At 62.0% G+C, this 14,374-nt stretch carries 12 protein-coding genes; 6 read left to right on the forward strand and 6 right to left on the reverse strand.

Going from position 1 to position 14,374, the window contains the following annotated elements; genetic code table 11:
- Positions 1–221: 221 nt before the first annotated feature.
- From NKI69_RS14910 to NKI69_RS14920, 3 genes are all read left to right on the forward strand, one after another.
- A complete protein-coding gene (locus NKI69_RS14910) occupies positions 222–2,198 on the forward strand; it encodes a nucleoside-diphosphate sugar epimerase/dehydratase (RefSeq protein WP_031212183.1) in 1,977 nt (658 codons plus the stop codon).
- Between the two features lie 28 nt (positions 2,199–2,226).
- The gene (locus NKI69_RS14915; protein WP_023808523.1) at positions 2,227–3,162 is read left to right on the forward strand and encodes a glycosyltransferase family 2 protein; all 936 of its coding nucleotides are present in this window, start codon (positions 2,227–2,229) and stop codon (positions 3,160–3,162) included.
- 122 nt (positions 3,163–3,284) lie between these two features.
- Positions 3,285–3,827 carry a sugar transferase gene (locus tag NKI69_RS14920; protein WP_023808522.1) on the forward strand — a complete coding sequence of 181 codons (543 nt, stop codon included), beginning with the start codon at positions 3,285–3,287 and terminating at the stop codon, positions 3,825–3,827.
- A gap of 12 nt (positions 3,828–3,839) precedes the next feature.
- Here NKI69_RS14920 and NKI69_RS14925 read toward each other — a convergent pair whose 3' ends face one another.
- Both NKI69_RS14925 and NKI69_RS14930 read right to left on the reverse strand, forming a co-directional pair.
- Positions 3,840–4,775 carry an NAD-dependent epimerase/dehydratase family protein gene (locus NKI69_RS14925; RefSeq protein ID WP_352721797.1) on the reverse strand — a complete coding sequence of 312 codons (936 nt, stop codon included), beginning with the start codon at positions 4,773–4,775 and terminating at the stop codon, positions 3,840–3,842.
- Positions 4,772–6,088, reverse strand: a complete 1,317-nt coding sequence (locus NKI69_RS14930; RefSeq protein ID WP_023808520.1) for an O-antigen ligase family protein — start codon at positions 6,086–6,088, stop codon at positions 4,772–4,774. The genes NKI69_RS14925 and NKI69_RS14930 overlap by 4 nt, the downstream gene beginning before the upstream one ends.
- Before the next feature lie 488 nt (positions 6,089–6,576).
- Here NKI69_RS14930 and cysD point away from each other — a divergent pair, with 488 nt between their 5' ends.
- The 3 genes from cysD to cysQ are packed head-to-tail and all read left to right on the forward strand — an operon-like array spanning position 6,577 to position 10,221.
- The gene (gene cysD, locus NKI69_RS14935; RefSeq protein WP_023808519.1) at positions 6,577–7,482 is read left to right on the forward strand and encodes a sulfate adenylyltransferase subunit CysD; all 906 of its coding nucleotides are present in this window, start codon (positions 6,577–6,579) and stop codon (positions 7,480–7,482) included.
- A gap of 2 nt (positions 7,483–7,484) precedes the next feature.
- The gene (gene cysN, locus NKI69_RS14940) at positions 7,485–9,422 is read left to right on the forward strand and encodes a sulfate adenylyltransferase subunit CysN (RefSeq protein WP_023808518.1); all 1,938 of its coding nucleotides are present in this window, start codon (positions 7,485–7,487) and stop codon (positions 9,420–9,422) included.
- Positions 9,423–9,432: 10 nt separating this feature from the next.
- Entirely contained in the window at positions 9,433–10,221 is a 789-nt protein-coding gene (gene cysQ / locus NKI69_RS14945) for a 3'(2'),5'-bisphosphate nucleotidase CysQ (RefSeq protein ID WP_023808517.1), read from the forward strand.
- Between the two features lie 15 nt (positions 10,222–10,236).
- Here cysQ and NKI69_RS14950 read toward each other — a convergent pair whose 3' ends face one another.
- From NKI69_RS14950 to NKI69_RS14965, 4 genes are all read right to left on the reverse strand, one after another.
- Positions 10,237–11,379, reverse strand: a complete 1,143-nt coding sequence (locus NKI69_RS14950; RefSeq protein WP_352721800.1) for a DegT/DnrJ/EryC1/StrS family aminotransferase — start codon at positions 11,377–11,379, stop codon at positions 10,237–10,239.
- Positions 11,380–11,627: 248 nt separating this feature from the next.
- A complete protein-coding gene (locus NKI69_RS14955) occupies positions 11,628–12,551 on the reverse strand; it encodes a carbohydrate kinase family protein (protein WP_023808514.1) in 924 nt (307 codons plus the stop codon).
- A complete protein-coding gene (locus NKI69_RS14960; protein WP_023808513.1) occupies positions 12,548–12,994 on the reverse strand; it encodes an RbsD/FucU family protein in 447 nt (148 codons plus the stop codon). Before NKI69_RS14960 ends, NKI69_RS14955 begins: the two co-directional genes overlap by 4 nt.
- A complete protein-coding gene (locus NKI69_RS14965; protein ID WP_023808512.1) occupies positions 12,994–14,220 on the reverse strand; it encodes an ROK family transcriptional regulator in 1,227 nt (408 codons plus the stop codon). The genes NKI69_RS14960 and NKI69_RS14965 overlap by 1 nt, the downstream gene beginning before the upstream one ends.
- Between the last annotated feature and the right edge of the window lie 154 nt (positions 14,221–14,374).

Genomic DNA, 14,374 nt, shown 5'->3' on the forward strand with positions numbered 1-14,374 from the left:
ATAATGTTGACTTTGCGGCAACCGCCCGAGCAAGATCCATGTTCTCCACTGGACGCTTCTTGTCCGAAAAAAACTCTGGCTATGCCCTCGCCCCCGCAGTATGCGATACAGCACGGCGGGGGCCGGGGATGGCACTTGAGTAAGGTGATCGGTCGCGAAGTATCTTCGTGTCGCACCTCGCTGGTGTCGATGCCCCTGAGCCTGGAGTCTAGTGCCGTCCAATGAATTCCCACCTCGAAGCTGTGTTCGGGCTCAGGCCACAGATGCGGCGCGCCTTCATCATGGTCCAGGACGTGGTCATGGTCCTGGTCGCCGTGGCACTCAGCCTCGTGCTTTCGCGGTCGAATCTTTCGTTCGACGCGCTCTCCGAGGAGGGTCTGGCGACATGGGCGGGCATTGTCGTCATCAGCCATTTGCTGTTCCGCTACAGTGGCCTCTACACCACCGTCTGGCGCTTCGCCTCGACGCCGGACTTTTTCAACATCCTGAAGAGCTGCGCGATCTTGACGTTCACTCTTTATGTGGCGTCGCTGCTGCTGCGGTTTTACCGGCCGGTCGCGGGGCTCAACGAGCGTCAGTTCATCGTCTTCTTCCTCGTCTCCTTCACCATAATATCGGCACCCCGGCTATTCTACCGCTTCCTGCGTGACGGCGCGAGCTGGGGGATTCTGAGCCGCAAGACCGACATCAGGCAGGCCAAGCGCGCTCTGTTCGTCGGCCGGCTCGACGAGGCCGACCTGATCATTCGCTTCACGCGCACGGCGCAACCGGCGGACTATTCCATCGCCGGCATCATGGCGACCGAGCGCGGCGCACCGTTGGGCACGCGGATTCAAGGTGTTCCCGTGGTGGCGACCATGCCGCGCCTGATCGATGTCCTGGAAGACTATGCGACCGGCACCAAAAGCCTGGACTTGCTGATTTTCGGCAGCGGCGCCGAGCACGAAATCGAGGACTATTCGGAACTCGTGCGCATTGCCCGGCACGGCGACATAAATGTGGTGCAGTTCTCAGGCCTTTCGGAGCTGGAACAGCACGGAAAGCTGGTTCTCGACACCGTTGAGATGGAAACGATCCTGCGCCGTCCGGCGGTCGCGTCCGACATCCAGCGCATCGGCGCCTTTGTCAGCGGCAAACGCGTTCTGGTGACCGGCGGCGCCGGTTCGATCGGCCAGACGCTGGTCAAGCGGTCGCTGGAACTGGGAGCCGAGGCGGTGTTGGTCGCCGACAACTCCGAGTTCGGCATTTTCCAGTTGAGCCAGTATGTTGACGAGAAGGACCATGACCGGCTCAAGGTCCGCATCGTCGATGTCGCGGACCGGCGCCAGATAACGCGTGTCGTCACGGAATTCCGGCCGGACATCATCTTTCATGCCGCGGCGCTCAAGCACGTTCCGCTGCTCGAGGAAAACTGGGATTCAGCCGTTCAAACCAACATTTTCGGAACGCTCGTCTGCGCCGAAGTTGCCGCCAAGTGCGGGGTTGCGCAATTTGTCCTGATATCGAGCGACAAGGCGGTGGATCCCTCATCAGTGCTCGGCATGACGAAGCGGGCCGCCGAACAGATCATCAGCGCCTTGCATGGCCAGACGGGCGGGCGTGACCCGGCCACCAAGTTCATTGCAGTGCGGTTCGGCAATGTCTTCGGCAGCAATGGTTCGGTGGCGACCATATTCCAGGCGCAAATCGAGGCTGGGGGGCCCGTCACCATCACCGACCGGCGCATGACGCGCTATTTCATGACCGTGGCCGAAGCCGTCGATCTCGTCATCATGTCGGCGGCCGATGCCGCGTCGCGGCAGAGCGGACACGATTATGCCGTCTATATGCTCGACATGGGCAAGCCGGTGCCGATCCTTGAAGTGGCCGAAACGATGATCCGCTTGTCCGGAAAGAGCCCATACAAGGACATCGCGATCCGGTTCACCGGCATCAGGCCGGGCGAAAAACTTCACGAAACGCTGCATGGCGAAGACGAGGAACTCGTAGAACTCGGCATCTCGAAGGTTTTCGGCCTCAGCACGGACGTCGTGGAATGGTCGGATGTCCAGGTCGCGCTCACGGCGCTGCAGCAGTCGGCGAAAAACCAGGACAAGGCTGCCGCGCTCGCCGCATTGGCAGGTCTCGACCGCGCCAAGAAGGCCAGGGAGAGTGCACGTCAAGACGCGATCCCGAAAACGGCCGGGCAGGCGAGCTAGGTTCAGAATTCAGAAAGCGATCTTGGTCGTGAGCAAAGCAGATCTGCGCATAGCGGTCCTGATGGGCACGAAGGATGGCGCGGCCTTCATCGATGAACAGCTGCAGTCCCTGCTCGCGCAGTCGCACCCTCTGGTCGACCTGTGGATTTCAGACGATGGCTCCGTCGACGGCACGACCGCCATCATCGAGACATGGAAATCCCGCTGGCGGCCCAAAGGTCGGATGACGCTGGTAGAGGGGCCGCGGCAAGGCTTCGCCGCCAATTTCCGCTCCATGATCGTCGACCGACGCATCGAGGCGGACTGCTATGCCTTCTGCGACCAGGACGATATCTGGGAGACCGAGAGGCTGGAGAGCGCCATCAGCTGGATGCGGACCCAGGATGCGAAAACCCCGCTGATGTTTTGTTCGCGAACCGCCACCATGACGGAAACAGGAAGTCTTGTCGGCCATTCGCCGCTGTTTGCCCGGCCGCCAACCTTTCGCAACGCGCTTGTGCAAAGCATCGCCGGCGGCAACACAATCCTGCTCAACGCTGCGGCACGCGACCTGCTGGCCAGGGCCTCCACGCGGACCGGGTTCGTCAGCCATGACTGGTGGGCCTATCTCATCGTGACCGCCGCCGGCGGCATCGTCCGCTACGATCCGCGGCCGCTGGTGCGCTACCGGCAGCACGCGGCGAACCTGGTCGGCGCCAACGTGTCCTGGAAAGCAAGGTTCTCCCGGCTTGGCCGCCTGTTCAAGGGGGAATTCGCCGGCTGGACAGACCTTAACCTCGACGGTCTCGCCCTCAATCGCGACCTCCTGACCGAGGACGCGACGGCGTGCCTCGACCTTTTCACCCGCGGGCGCAACGGCGGTCTTTTCCGGCGTTTGGCGGGCTTGCGCCAAAGCGGCGTCTATAGGCAGACAGTTTCCGGAAACCTAGGGCTCTATCTCGCTTTCGTCCTGGGGCGCATCTGAACATTGGCACGAGTGCGTGGCACGCTTGGCCAAAAGATCGGCTCATGCTACGTCGACCGGATTGACGGCATTTGCCTGCGGCGTTGCCTCGGGACTTCGGCAGGGAGCACTATCGGCCGTTCATGAAGGCAGCCAAGCAAATCTTCGATATTGCCGGTGCGGCTCTGCTGCTGGTGGCCACATCTCCTGTCTTGGCGCTCACCGTCCTTGCCGTTCGGGCATCGTCGCCGGGCCCGGCTATTTTTTCACAGGTGCGGGTCGGCCGTGACGGTCGGCTTTTTCGCTGCCACAAGTTGCGCACGATGTATGTCGGGACGCCGTCACTGCCCTCGCATGAGGCGCCGGTGGATTCCGTGACATCGGTCGGGAAGGTCTTACGGAAGTTCAAGCTCGACGAGCTGCCACAATTCTGGAACGTCCTGAAGGGCGAAATGAGCCTGGTCGGGCCGCGCCCCTGCCTGCCGACCCAAACGGAGTTGATCGAGTGTCGCAGGCGGCTGGGGGTTTTGGCGGCGCTGCCGGGCATAACCGGCCTGGCCCAGATCAGGGGCATCGACATGTCGAACCCGGAGCTTTTGGCCGAAACGGATGCTGCCTACCTCCGCACTGCGTCGTTCTGGCTCGATTTTCGGATCCTGTTTGGAACGCTCTACCGAAGCGGATAGGTCACCAGGGAGTCAGGATCTACCGAGCCGCGCCAGCTCGGCCAGCCGCTCGACCGTGCGAGCTTCAGGCGTCCACCCCTGCGATACCAGCAGGGCGGGGTCGCATATCTGTGTCGCAGTCAGGCTGTCCCAGAACGCCCGCCTGCCGAGCGCGGCCACGACCGGCCGTATCAGGCCGGCCGGCACAGCCATCAGACGCACAGGCCGCCCCAAACCTCCGCGAAAGGCGACGATAACGGTCTCGACGGTGACCGGCGGTACATCGGCGCCGACATAGATCGGGCAAAGTGACCCCGAATGGCTCAGCAGGTGCGACACCGCTCGCACTGCGGCCCCGGCAGACATCAGCGAGCGGATTCCCGTCAAGGCGCCGGTCGGCAGCGGCAGTGCCGTATCGGCCAGGCGCATCAGCGTCGCCAGATTTCCCCTCATGCCGCTTCCATAAACCGGAGGCAGGCGCAACACGGCGGCGTCCGAGCGGCCGTGTAACGCGTAAGCGTCCAAAACCTTGATCTCGCCTTCGCGCTTCGAGCGTCCATAGGCGCATTGTGGGGCAGGAAGCGTGTCCTCGTAGATCGTTGCGCTGACGTGCGCGCCGATCACCGCTCGGATCGAGGAGAGATGGATGAAGCGTCCGCTGGCCTGTGCCGCCGCTGCATGCGCCAGCCGCGCGCTCAATTCCACATTGACCGCCCTGTAATCGGCTTCGGTTGCATTTCCCTGATCATTGTTGAGGCCGGCGCAATGGACCACGTCAGTCATATCCCGGGTCAGTTCCAGGAAGGCGGCGGCCGGCGCGTCGAAACCGGGCATCGGCACAGTCTCGTTTTCCGAACCCAGCCTCTCGGGATGGCGGGAGGCGAGGCGAAGCTCGGCACCGGCTTCGCGAAGGTGGCGCACGACAAGACGCCCGATGAAACCTGTCGCTCCCGTGACCAGAGCCTTCATGGGCTTGCCCGAAACAGCTCTTTGCTGACTACTCGCTCTTCCATCACTGGCGCAGGTGCCTGCTCTTCCAACAACGGAACCTGGCGGCCGGAGGCGAGATATGTTCCGCTCACCAGGAAGACCATCAGCACCGAGTCCAGAATGTCATGGCCGATCAGGATGCCTGTCATTCCGGCCGTCAGATAGGTGATCACCACGACGACAATCATGGTCGCGCCGAACCGCTCGCTCGGATCGCTGCTGTTTCGCAAGACCCGGACGGCATTTCCAGCGGCAACGATAAAGATCGCCGCCAGCGTCACGGCGCCCAGAATTCCCGCTTGCACCAAGGCGGTCAGGAAGCCGTTGTGAAAATGGTTGAAGCCTGTGTCCATCGCGAACTGCTCATGAAAGCCCTGGTTGATCAGAAGCTGGGTTGCACCCACACCGTGCCCGAACAGTGGCATGTCATGGAATGCTTTGAGTCCGATCTCCCAAAGCGCAACACGTATTCCCAGCGAGGTGTCGTAGTTGCCGCTGGCTCCAAGCGCACCCCAATCGGAGCGCAAAAAGTCGACCCGCCCGGATATCGCCTGGAAGCTGGAAGCGGCGATCACGACGCCGACCGCCGCCAGCAGCAGCAGCAGGCGAACGGCATTCCTGCCTCTGAGCCTGTGCCGGTTGATCAGCATGACGGCGATACCGGTGATCAGCAGTGCCAGCCAGACGATACGCGAGCCGGAATAGATGACGGCGATCGTCCCGGCCAGTGCCGCGTAGAAGAGGGGTGTCCGGGCTTGCTCAATACCGGACAAGGCGCCAGCCACACACATGACCACGGCAAGGCAGACGACGGTTGCGAACACGATCGGATTTCCAGCTCCCCCCTCGGCCCTGACGCCAATCCAATATTGCTGGATGACGGCTATGAGCAGCGCGACAAAGCAGGCGGCCATGCTGGAAAGCACGATGATGCGGGCAAGCGTGGTTTTCTGCGTGATGCTCCAGGTCGAATAGGACACGGGGAAAAACAGGAAGGTCACCAGCGGGATAAGATGCGGCGCATCCCGGGCGAACGAATTGTTGACGATGGAAGCCAGGAGATTGGAGGCGCAGTAGGCATAGATCGCGACCGTCATCCAGATCATGGGCCGGTCGGCGTTGAAGCGCCTTTTCCGTAAAGCAATCAGCAGGACTGACGAAAGGCCTCCGCCATTGAATACGAAGCTGACCACCGATCCCAGAACCGGTGGAAAAAAGAAGCAAAGGATGGAGAAGTAGTTGTTGATCCGCGAAGGCGTGAATTGCTGTCTCAGGGATGAAAGCCGGGTCAATTTTCGGGCTCGCTGTCTTCGGCAAGTTTCATGCGGCGGATCTGTTTAGCGAAGTTGAATGCGCTCGCCTCGAAATTGCCCATGCCTCATGATGCACTTGCCCGCTTCCCGAGGCTGGTATAGCGGCTGCCCCCCATTTTCGATAGTGTATAGGGCAGATTGCCACCGAAAATCGGCGGCAGGCGCGGGCCGACCAGAGGAAGTCACTTGAAAGCCGCACACTGGTCCATTCAAGCAATATTTTCCCAGCGTTTTCTGGGCCGTTGAGCTTGCGGGCAGGAATTTCCGGGTTTGCCGGCATCTGTGGAAAATTCATTCTCGAACCATGTGCGGCCGGGCCAGTCTTGCATTGTTCTTGACAATGGCGATCTGCTAGAACGCCGGCACGAGAAAGATTGTCCGGAAACAAGGCTCGAACCGGGCGCGAAGAGCTCGATGATTTGAGGCAAGGTCTTCTGTTGGAAGATACGAAAGAACGCCCACGGCCCATGACAACAGCGCTTACGCATCTTCAGCGGCTTGAAGCCGAGTCCATCCATATATTCCGTGAGGTTGCGGCCGCTTTTGCCAAGCCGGTCATGCTCTATTCGGTCGGCAAGGATTCATCCGTGTTGATGCATCTGGCGATGAAGGCGTTTTATCCCGCCAAGCCGCCGTTCCCCTTTCTTCACGTCGACACGACGTGGAAGTTCCGCGAGATGATCGCCTTTCGCGATCAGATGGCGCAGAAACTCGGCTTCGATCTCCTGGTTCATGTCAACGAAGACGGCGTGCGCGACAACATCAATCCGTTCGACCATGGTTCGAACACCCACACCCATGTCATGAAGACCGTGGCGCTGCGCCAGGCGCTCGACAAATACGGTTTCGATGCGGCCTTTGGCGGCGCTCGTCGCGACGAGGAGAAATCGCGCGCCAAGGAGCGCATCTTTTCGTTCCGCAACGCTCAGCATGTGTGGGATCCGAAGAACCAGCGCCCCGAAATGTGGAAGATATTCAACACCCGCATCGCATCGGGTGAATCGATCCGCGTCTTTCCGCTGTCGAACTGGACCGAACTCGATATCTGGCAGTACATCCTGCAGGAAAGTATCCCGATCGTGCCGCTCTATTTCGCGAAGGAACGGCCGGTGGTGGAACGCGACGGCATGCTGATCCTGCGGGACGACGACCGCATGAAACTGCGCCCCGGCGAGACAGTGGAGAACAGGCTGGTGCGGTTCCGCACGCTGGGTTGCTATCCGCTGACCGGCGCCATCGAATCGGATGCCGACACGCTGGAAGCCATCGTCGGCGAAATGCTGACGGCACGCACGTCCGAACGGCAGGGTCGCCTGATCGACCGCGATGAAGCCGGCTCGATGGAAAAGAAGAAGCGCGAGGGGTACTTTTGACCATGCGCCACATCATGGCAAAGAGCCTCGCTCCCACCGACGACGTTCGCGACTATCTGGCTGCGCAGGAGAAAAAGTCGCTGCTGCGCTTCCTGACCTGCGGCTCGGTCGATGACGGCAAGTCGACGCTGATCGGGCGCCTGCTGTCCGACACCAAGCAGATTTTCGAGGATCAACTCGCCGCGCTCGAACGCGATTCGCGCAAGCATGGCACGACGGGCGACGACATCGATTTCGCGCTGCTGGTCGACGGTCTGGAGGCCGAGCGCGAGCAAGGCATCACCATCGACGTCGCTTACCGCTTCTTCGCCACACCGAAACGCAAATTCATCGTTGCCGACACACCTGGCCACGAGCAATACACCCGCAACATGGCCACCGGCGCCTCGACCGCCGACCTGGCAATCGTGCTGATCGATGCCCGGCAGGGGGTGCTTCGCCAGACAAGGCGGCATTCGATCATCGCCTCGCTGCTCGGCATCCGCCACGTCGTGCTGGCCGTCAACAAGATCGATCTTGTCGATTTCGATCAGGCGGTTTTCGACCGGATCGTCGAAGACTACGGGCAATTCTCACGCGATCTCGGCTTCCAGACCATTGTGCCGATCCCAATGTCGGCCCGTTATGGCGACAATGTCAGCCGCCGGTCGGAAAGCATGGAATGGTATTCCGGCCCGACGCTGATCGAGCATCTCGAAACCGTGTCGGTCGACGAAGCGATGGTCGAACTGCCGTTCCGTTTCCCGGTCCAGTATGTCAATCGTCCCAATCTCGACTTTCGCGGCTTTGCCGGCACGGTCGCCTCCGGCTCGGTTGCGCCCGGCGACGAGGTCGTTGTCGCCAAGTCCGGCAAATCCTCGCGCGTCAAGCGGATCGTCTCGTATGGCGGCGATCTCGCCCAGGCGGCCGTCGGCCAGGCCGTCACGCTCGTCCTCGATGACGAAGTCGAAATCTCGCGCGGCAACATGCTGGTTTCGCCTGCCGCACGGCCGCAAGTCGCCGACCAGTTCGCCGCCAACATCGTCTGGTTCGACGAGCATGCGTTGCTACCAGGCCGCTCTTACATCCTGCGCACCGAGACCGACCAGACCAGCGCCACCGTCACCGACCTGAAATATCGGATCAACGTCAATGACTTTGCCCATGAAGCGGCCAAGTCGCTCGAAATGAACGAAGTCGGCATCTGCAACATCTCGACGCGGACGCCGATCGCCTTCGATCCCTTCGCCGAAAACCGCACTACCGGCGCCTTCATCTTGATCGACCGCATCTCCAACGCCACGGTCGGCGCCGGCATGATCCTGCACTCGTTGCGCCGTGCCGAAAACATTCATTGGCAGTCGCTCGATGTGGGCAAGCGCGTGCGCGCCGACATGAAGAACCAGCGGCCCGCCGTGTTCTGGTTCACTGGGCTGTCGGGATCCGGCAAGTCGACCATCGCCAACCTGTTCGAAAAGAAGCTGTTCGCTACCGGCCGCCATACCTATATCCTGGACGGCGACAACGTCCGTCACGGTCTCAACCGCGATCTTGGTTTCACCGACGCTGATCGCGTCGAAAACATCCGCCGCGTCGCCGAAGTGGCGCGTTTGATGGCCGATGCCGGGTTGGTCGTCATCGTGTCGTTCATTTCGCCGTTCAGCGCCGAACGGCGCATGGCGCGCGAATTGATGGCCGATGGCGAGTTCATCGAGGTGTTTGTCGATACGCCGTTCGAGGAATGCGCCAGGCGTGATCCCAAGGGCCTCTATGCGCGCGCACTGAATGGCGAGATCAAGAATTTCACCGGCGTCGATTCCCCTTATGAAGCGCCGGAAACCCCGGAGATCCATCTGCGGACACTCGGCAAGTCGGCCGAAGAGATGGTCGACGCCCTGGAACACTGGCTGAACGAGCGCGACATTGCCGAAGACCAATACGATAGCGGCGGCGGCATCTGACGACAGGCTGATGCTCGAAATCTTCGAGCGCCTGGCCTTGTCGGCCGGGCGCGAGGTGATGCGCGTATTCCACGCCGGCTGTGCGGTTGACCGCAAGTCCGACGCCTCGCCGGTGACCGAGGCGGACCGCGAGAGCGAAAAGATCATTCTCGCCGGACTGCGTGCCGCATTTCCCGATATCCCCTGCGTGGCCGAGGAAGAAGCTTCCGCCGGGATCGTGCCGCCCGACCTGGACGGGGCTTTTTTTCTGATCGATCCGCTCGATGGGACCAAGGAGTTCGTTAACCGCCGCACCGATTTCACCGTCAACATAGCGCTGGTTCGCGATGGCGTGCCGGAAGTCGGCGTCGTCTTTGCGCCCTGTACGGGGCGCTTCTTTTCCGGCCAGCCGGGCAGGGCGGAATCACTCGAAATCGATGGCGATTACCAGGTCGTCGGCCGCCGGTCGATCGCGGCGAGAACGGCCGCGACGCCGCTGGCCGTCGTCGCCAGTCGGTCTCACAACACACCGGAAACCGAGGCCTATATTCGCGACCTGGGTGCCGCCGAAATCGTTTCGGTCGGTTCGTCCTTGAAATTCTGCCTTCTCGCCAGTGCCGAGGCCGATGTCTATCCGCGCTTCGGCCGCACCATGGAATGGGACACAGCGGCGGGCGACGCCATCCTGCGCGCCGCCGGCGGCATGACGCGCACGCTCGATGGCCAGCCTCTGGTTTATGGCAAGCGCAGGCAAAGCGACGACGAGGATTTTGCCAATCCGCATTTCATTGCCAGCGGCAGGGCTGCGGGCCCCGGCTGAGAAAGGCTCGGCAGCTTACTCCGCTGCGGCCTGCGCTGAATTCGAGCCGATATAGTTGCGGATCGTCTCGATGATTTGGTCCTGGTCGGCTTCGCTGAGATAGGGGTGCATCGGCAGGCAGAGGATACGCTTCGGCAGGTCTTCCGAAACGGCCAGGCCGGTCGGCGTGCGCGGGTAGTCGCGATAGGCGACCTGGGCATGCAGCGGCTTCACATAGTAGATGACCGACGGAATGCCCTTATCGCCGAGATGCGCCTTCAGCCCGTCGCGCTTGGGTGTCTCGATGGCGTACTGCGCCCAGGCCGAACGGCTGCCGTCCAGATTGCGGGCCGCGGTGACGATGTCGCCAAGCCCGTCGGCATAGCGCTTTGCCACCACCTGGCGCGCAACCATCTCGTCTTCGAGGATGGCCAGCTTCTCGATCAGGATCGCCGCCTGTATCGTGTCGAGCCGCGAATTGATGCCGACGCGGACATTGTCATATTGCGTTTCGCCCTTGCCGTGGAAGGCGAAGGATCTGAGCTGCTCGGCCAGCGCATCATCATTGGTGAACATCGCGCCGCCATCGCCGTAGCAGCCAAGCGGCTTGGCCGGATAGAAGCTGGTCGATCCGACATGGCCGAAAGCACCGCACATCTTGCCGTCGAGCGAACCGCCCATCGACTGGGCGGCATCCTCGATCACCATCAGCCCTTCGCGGTTGGCGATCGCCATGATCGCCTCGTAGTCGGCGGCAAGGCCGAACAGATCGACGGGAATGATTGCCTTCGGCTTCAGCCGGCCTTGCTTCTTGATCATGGCGATGGCCGCTTCGAGGCTGGCAATGTCGATGTTGTAGCTATGCGGGTCGACATCGACGAACACCGGCTCGGCCTTGGCCAGCGCCACCACTTCGGCGGTGGCGGCGAAAGTGAAGCTCGGCACGAACACCGCGTCACCCGGGCCGATGCCGGCCGCAAACAGCGGCAACAGCAGCGCGTCGGTGCCGTTGGCGCAGGGCACGACATGCTTGGTGCCGATATAGGCGGCAAGCTTATTCTCGAATTCGGTGACTTGCGGGCCAAGAATATAACGGCCTTCGTCGACGACACGGTCGATCGCGGCCTTCAGCCGGTCGCGGATTCGTTCGCGCTGCGCGCCAAGATCGATGAACTGCATGTCGGCCTCAAAACGGGTTAGCCAGATAATCGGCCGCTGGTACCAGAGTTGCGCTTGCCGAGAAAGCCGGGCAGGCAGAGCGCTAAATTGCCCAAGTGTCGCAGTCCGTTACCAGTATTTCCCGGCGAATGTCAGCCAGATGCCGGAAATCCGGGCTTCGTCGGGCGCCATCCCGCCCTCATAGCCCTGGAAAGAGCCCCTGCGAAACATAAAGTGATCGATTGGGCTCAGCTTATGTTGAGCGTTGCTCAGGCGATTTCATGTCGCCAGGGTGGATTGGCGCCGGCCCGCGACACGGTCACTGCCGCCGCCTTCGCGCCGAGCGCCAGCGCCTTGTGGATGGCGTCTTTCGACAAGCCGGAAATCGCCGCCTTGGTCAGCAGGCCCTGCTCATGCAAGGAGGCGAGGATGCCGGCGTTGAAGGTATCGCCGGCACCGACCGTGTCGACCACCTCGACCTTTTCCGGCATGACGGTGACGGCATGTTCCCTGGTATAGCCGACGGCGCCTTCGCTGCCATGGGTGACGACGATCAGCTTCGGGCCTCGATCCAGCCAGTTGCGGATGACATCCTCGTGCGAGCCGGCTTCGCCGAACCAGTTCAGATCTTCGTCCGACAGTTTCACGATGTCGGCCATCGCCATCATGGCGCGGATGCGCCTGAGGTGCTTGGCCTTGTCCGGGATGAAGTTCGGCCGGATGTTGGGATCGAGCATCATGACTCGACTTTCATGCTCGCGCCGCATGAATTCCTCATAGGCACTGCCGGCGGGCTCCGAAATCAGGCTGATGGCACCGAACAGCATGGCTTCGATCTCGCTGCCAAGCTGCGGCAGGTCGTCGACGGTCAGCATGCGGCCGGCGGTGTTCTCGTCATAGAAAGTGTAGGTCGCCTGGCCGTTGGTGAGCTTGACGAAGGCCAGCGTCGTTGGCCGTGGTGAGGTGTGCGCATAGGTGGAGCTGACCTTGCTTGCCCCCAGCGCATCCCGGAATTGGCCGCCGAACAGATCCGACGATAGGCCCGAAAAGAAGCCTGCCGGCGCGCCGAGCCGGCCAAGCGCGATCGCCGTGTTGAACACGGCGCCGCCGACATAAGGCGCAAAGGCCGGCTCGCCTGCTGTCGTCGTGCGCGGCAGCATGTCGATCAGGGCTTCGCCGCAGCAGAGGATCATGGCTTCCTGGTCTCCGGCGGATGGATCACGCCCTTGCGGATGATGATGTTGGCGTAGAGCCGCGGCTCGCTGGTCGCGACGATGGCATGCGCCGATTTGACCCGTGCATAGAAGTCGGCGCCGGCCAGCGCAACCACCTTGCGGCCAGGCGCGCGTTTGGCGCAGATCGCCTCGATCTCATGATGGACGGGATCGGCAAGCGAAGGATCGCCCTTGACCGAGGCGCGAAACAGCGCCTCCGGCACGGCGTCGTCCACCGGCAAGACGCTTAGTATCGCGTCGAGTACCGGGATAAGAGGGTGGCCATCGGCGCGTACCAGCCGGGTTGCCTGCTGTTCCGCCGGATAATTTCCGTCGACAAGGGCGATTTCGTCGCCATGGCCCATGCCGCGCAGGATCGCCAGAAGCTCCGGACCGAGCAGCGCCGGAATTCCGATCAGCATCAGGCGCTCCTGGAAATTGTCGTCGAGCCGATCAGGAAGCGTTCGGAAAGGGGCAGACTGGCGCCGCCGAGCGCCCGGGCGTGAATGCCGACGGTTCCCTCACGAATGGCGGGCAGCTTCAAGCCTTCGCCGTCGATCGTGGCGATGGCCGCAATGATGGCGTCGACCAGCCGGCGGCGCACCGCCTTCGGCATCCAACCGTCGATCACCGCCGCTTCGAAATCGATGATCGAGGATGCGGCGACGATGGCGTAAGCGAGCGCCGTTGAGGCGCTGGCGATCCAGTCGTCGAGTTCGGATCCGATCTCGCCCCAGTCTTCCGGCGAGGTCCACAGATGCGAGGCCTCGATGCCGCGCGCATTGAGCGCCTTTTCGAGCATGGCGATGGAAGCGACATCGATCAGTTGGGTCGGCTTGCCGTCCGGCCCGGGCACCGGCATGGAGCCGAGCGCTCCGGCATTGCCGGTCGGGCCGCCAAAAAGCCGGCCATTCAGCACGATGCCGCCACCGGCAAAGGCGCCGATATAGAAATAGACGAAGTCACGCGCGGCGCCCGCCTGGCCGAAGACGAGCTCGGCGCCGCAGGCCGACGTGGCATCGTTCTGCAAATAGACCGGAAAATCGCATTGCGCCTGGATGTCGGCCCTGATGTCGCGGTGACGCCATTCGTCCATGACATCGCGCGGGGCGCCGGCGGTATCGGCCCAGTTCCACAATTCGAACGGCATGGCGATGCCGAGCCCGGCGATGCGCTTGTCTTGCGCGGGCGTCAGCTCGCCGCGCATCTGCCGCATGCCGTTGGTGACGAAGTCCACCGTCTCGCGCGGCGCCGGGTAGCGATAGGAATGCTGCAGCATCGAACGGACATGGCCAAGGAAATCTATCAATACCAGTTCGGCGCTGCGGCGGCCGATCTTCAGGCCGATGAAGAAAGCGCCTTCGGGGTTGAGCGCCATCGGGATGGAAGGCTGGCCGATCTTGCCGCGCAACGGCGCCTGGCGCAGCAGGAGGCTTTCTTCCTCCAACTCGCGCATGATGACCGAAACCGTCTGCGCCGAAAGGCCGGTCATGCGGGCGATGTCGGATTTTGCCAGGCTGCCATGCTGGCGCACCAGCGACAGCACCAACCGCTCGTTGTGGTCGCGCATGCCGCTCTGGTTGGTGCCGCGGTGAATGAGACTGTCATTCACCTCGGGCGAACCGTGCCTCGCAATGGCCGTTTCCACCCTGTTCCTCCCGTCGTTCCCCTCAATGCTTTTGGGCCAGAATGGGTCAACGAAGCAAGGCTGTCAATAATAAATAAGAGTGATTTAATTATTGACAGGGGCTTTGTGCTGGTGTCTGTTGAAGCAGCGTCCACGCTGGGAGAATTTCGTTGGA

Source organism: Mesorhizobium sp. M0491 (assembly GCF_040321265.1).
GTDB lineage: Bacteria > Pseudomonadota > Alphaproteobacteria > Rhizobiales > Rhizobiaceae > Mesorhizobium.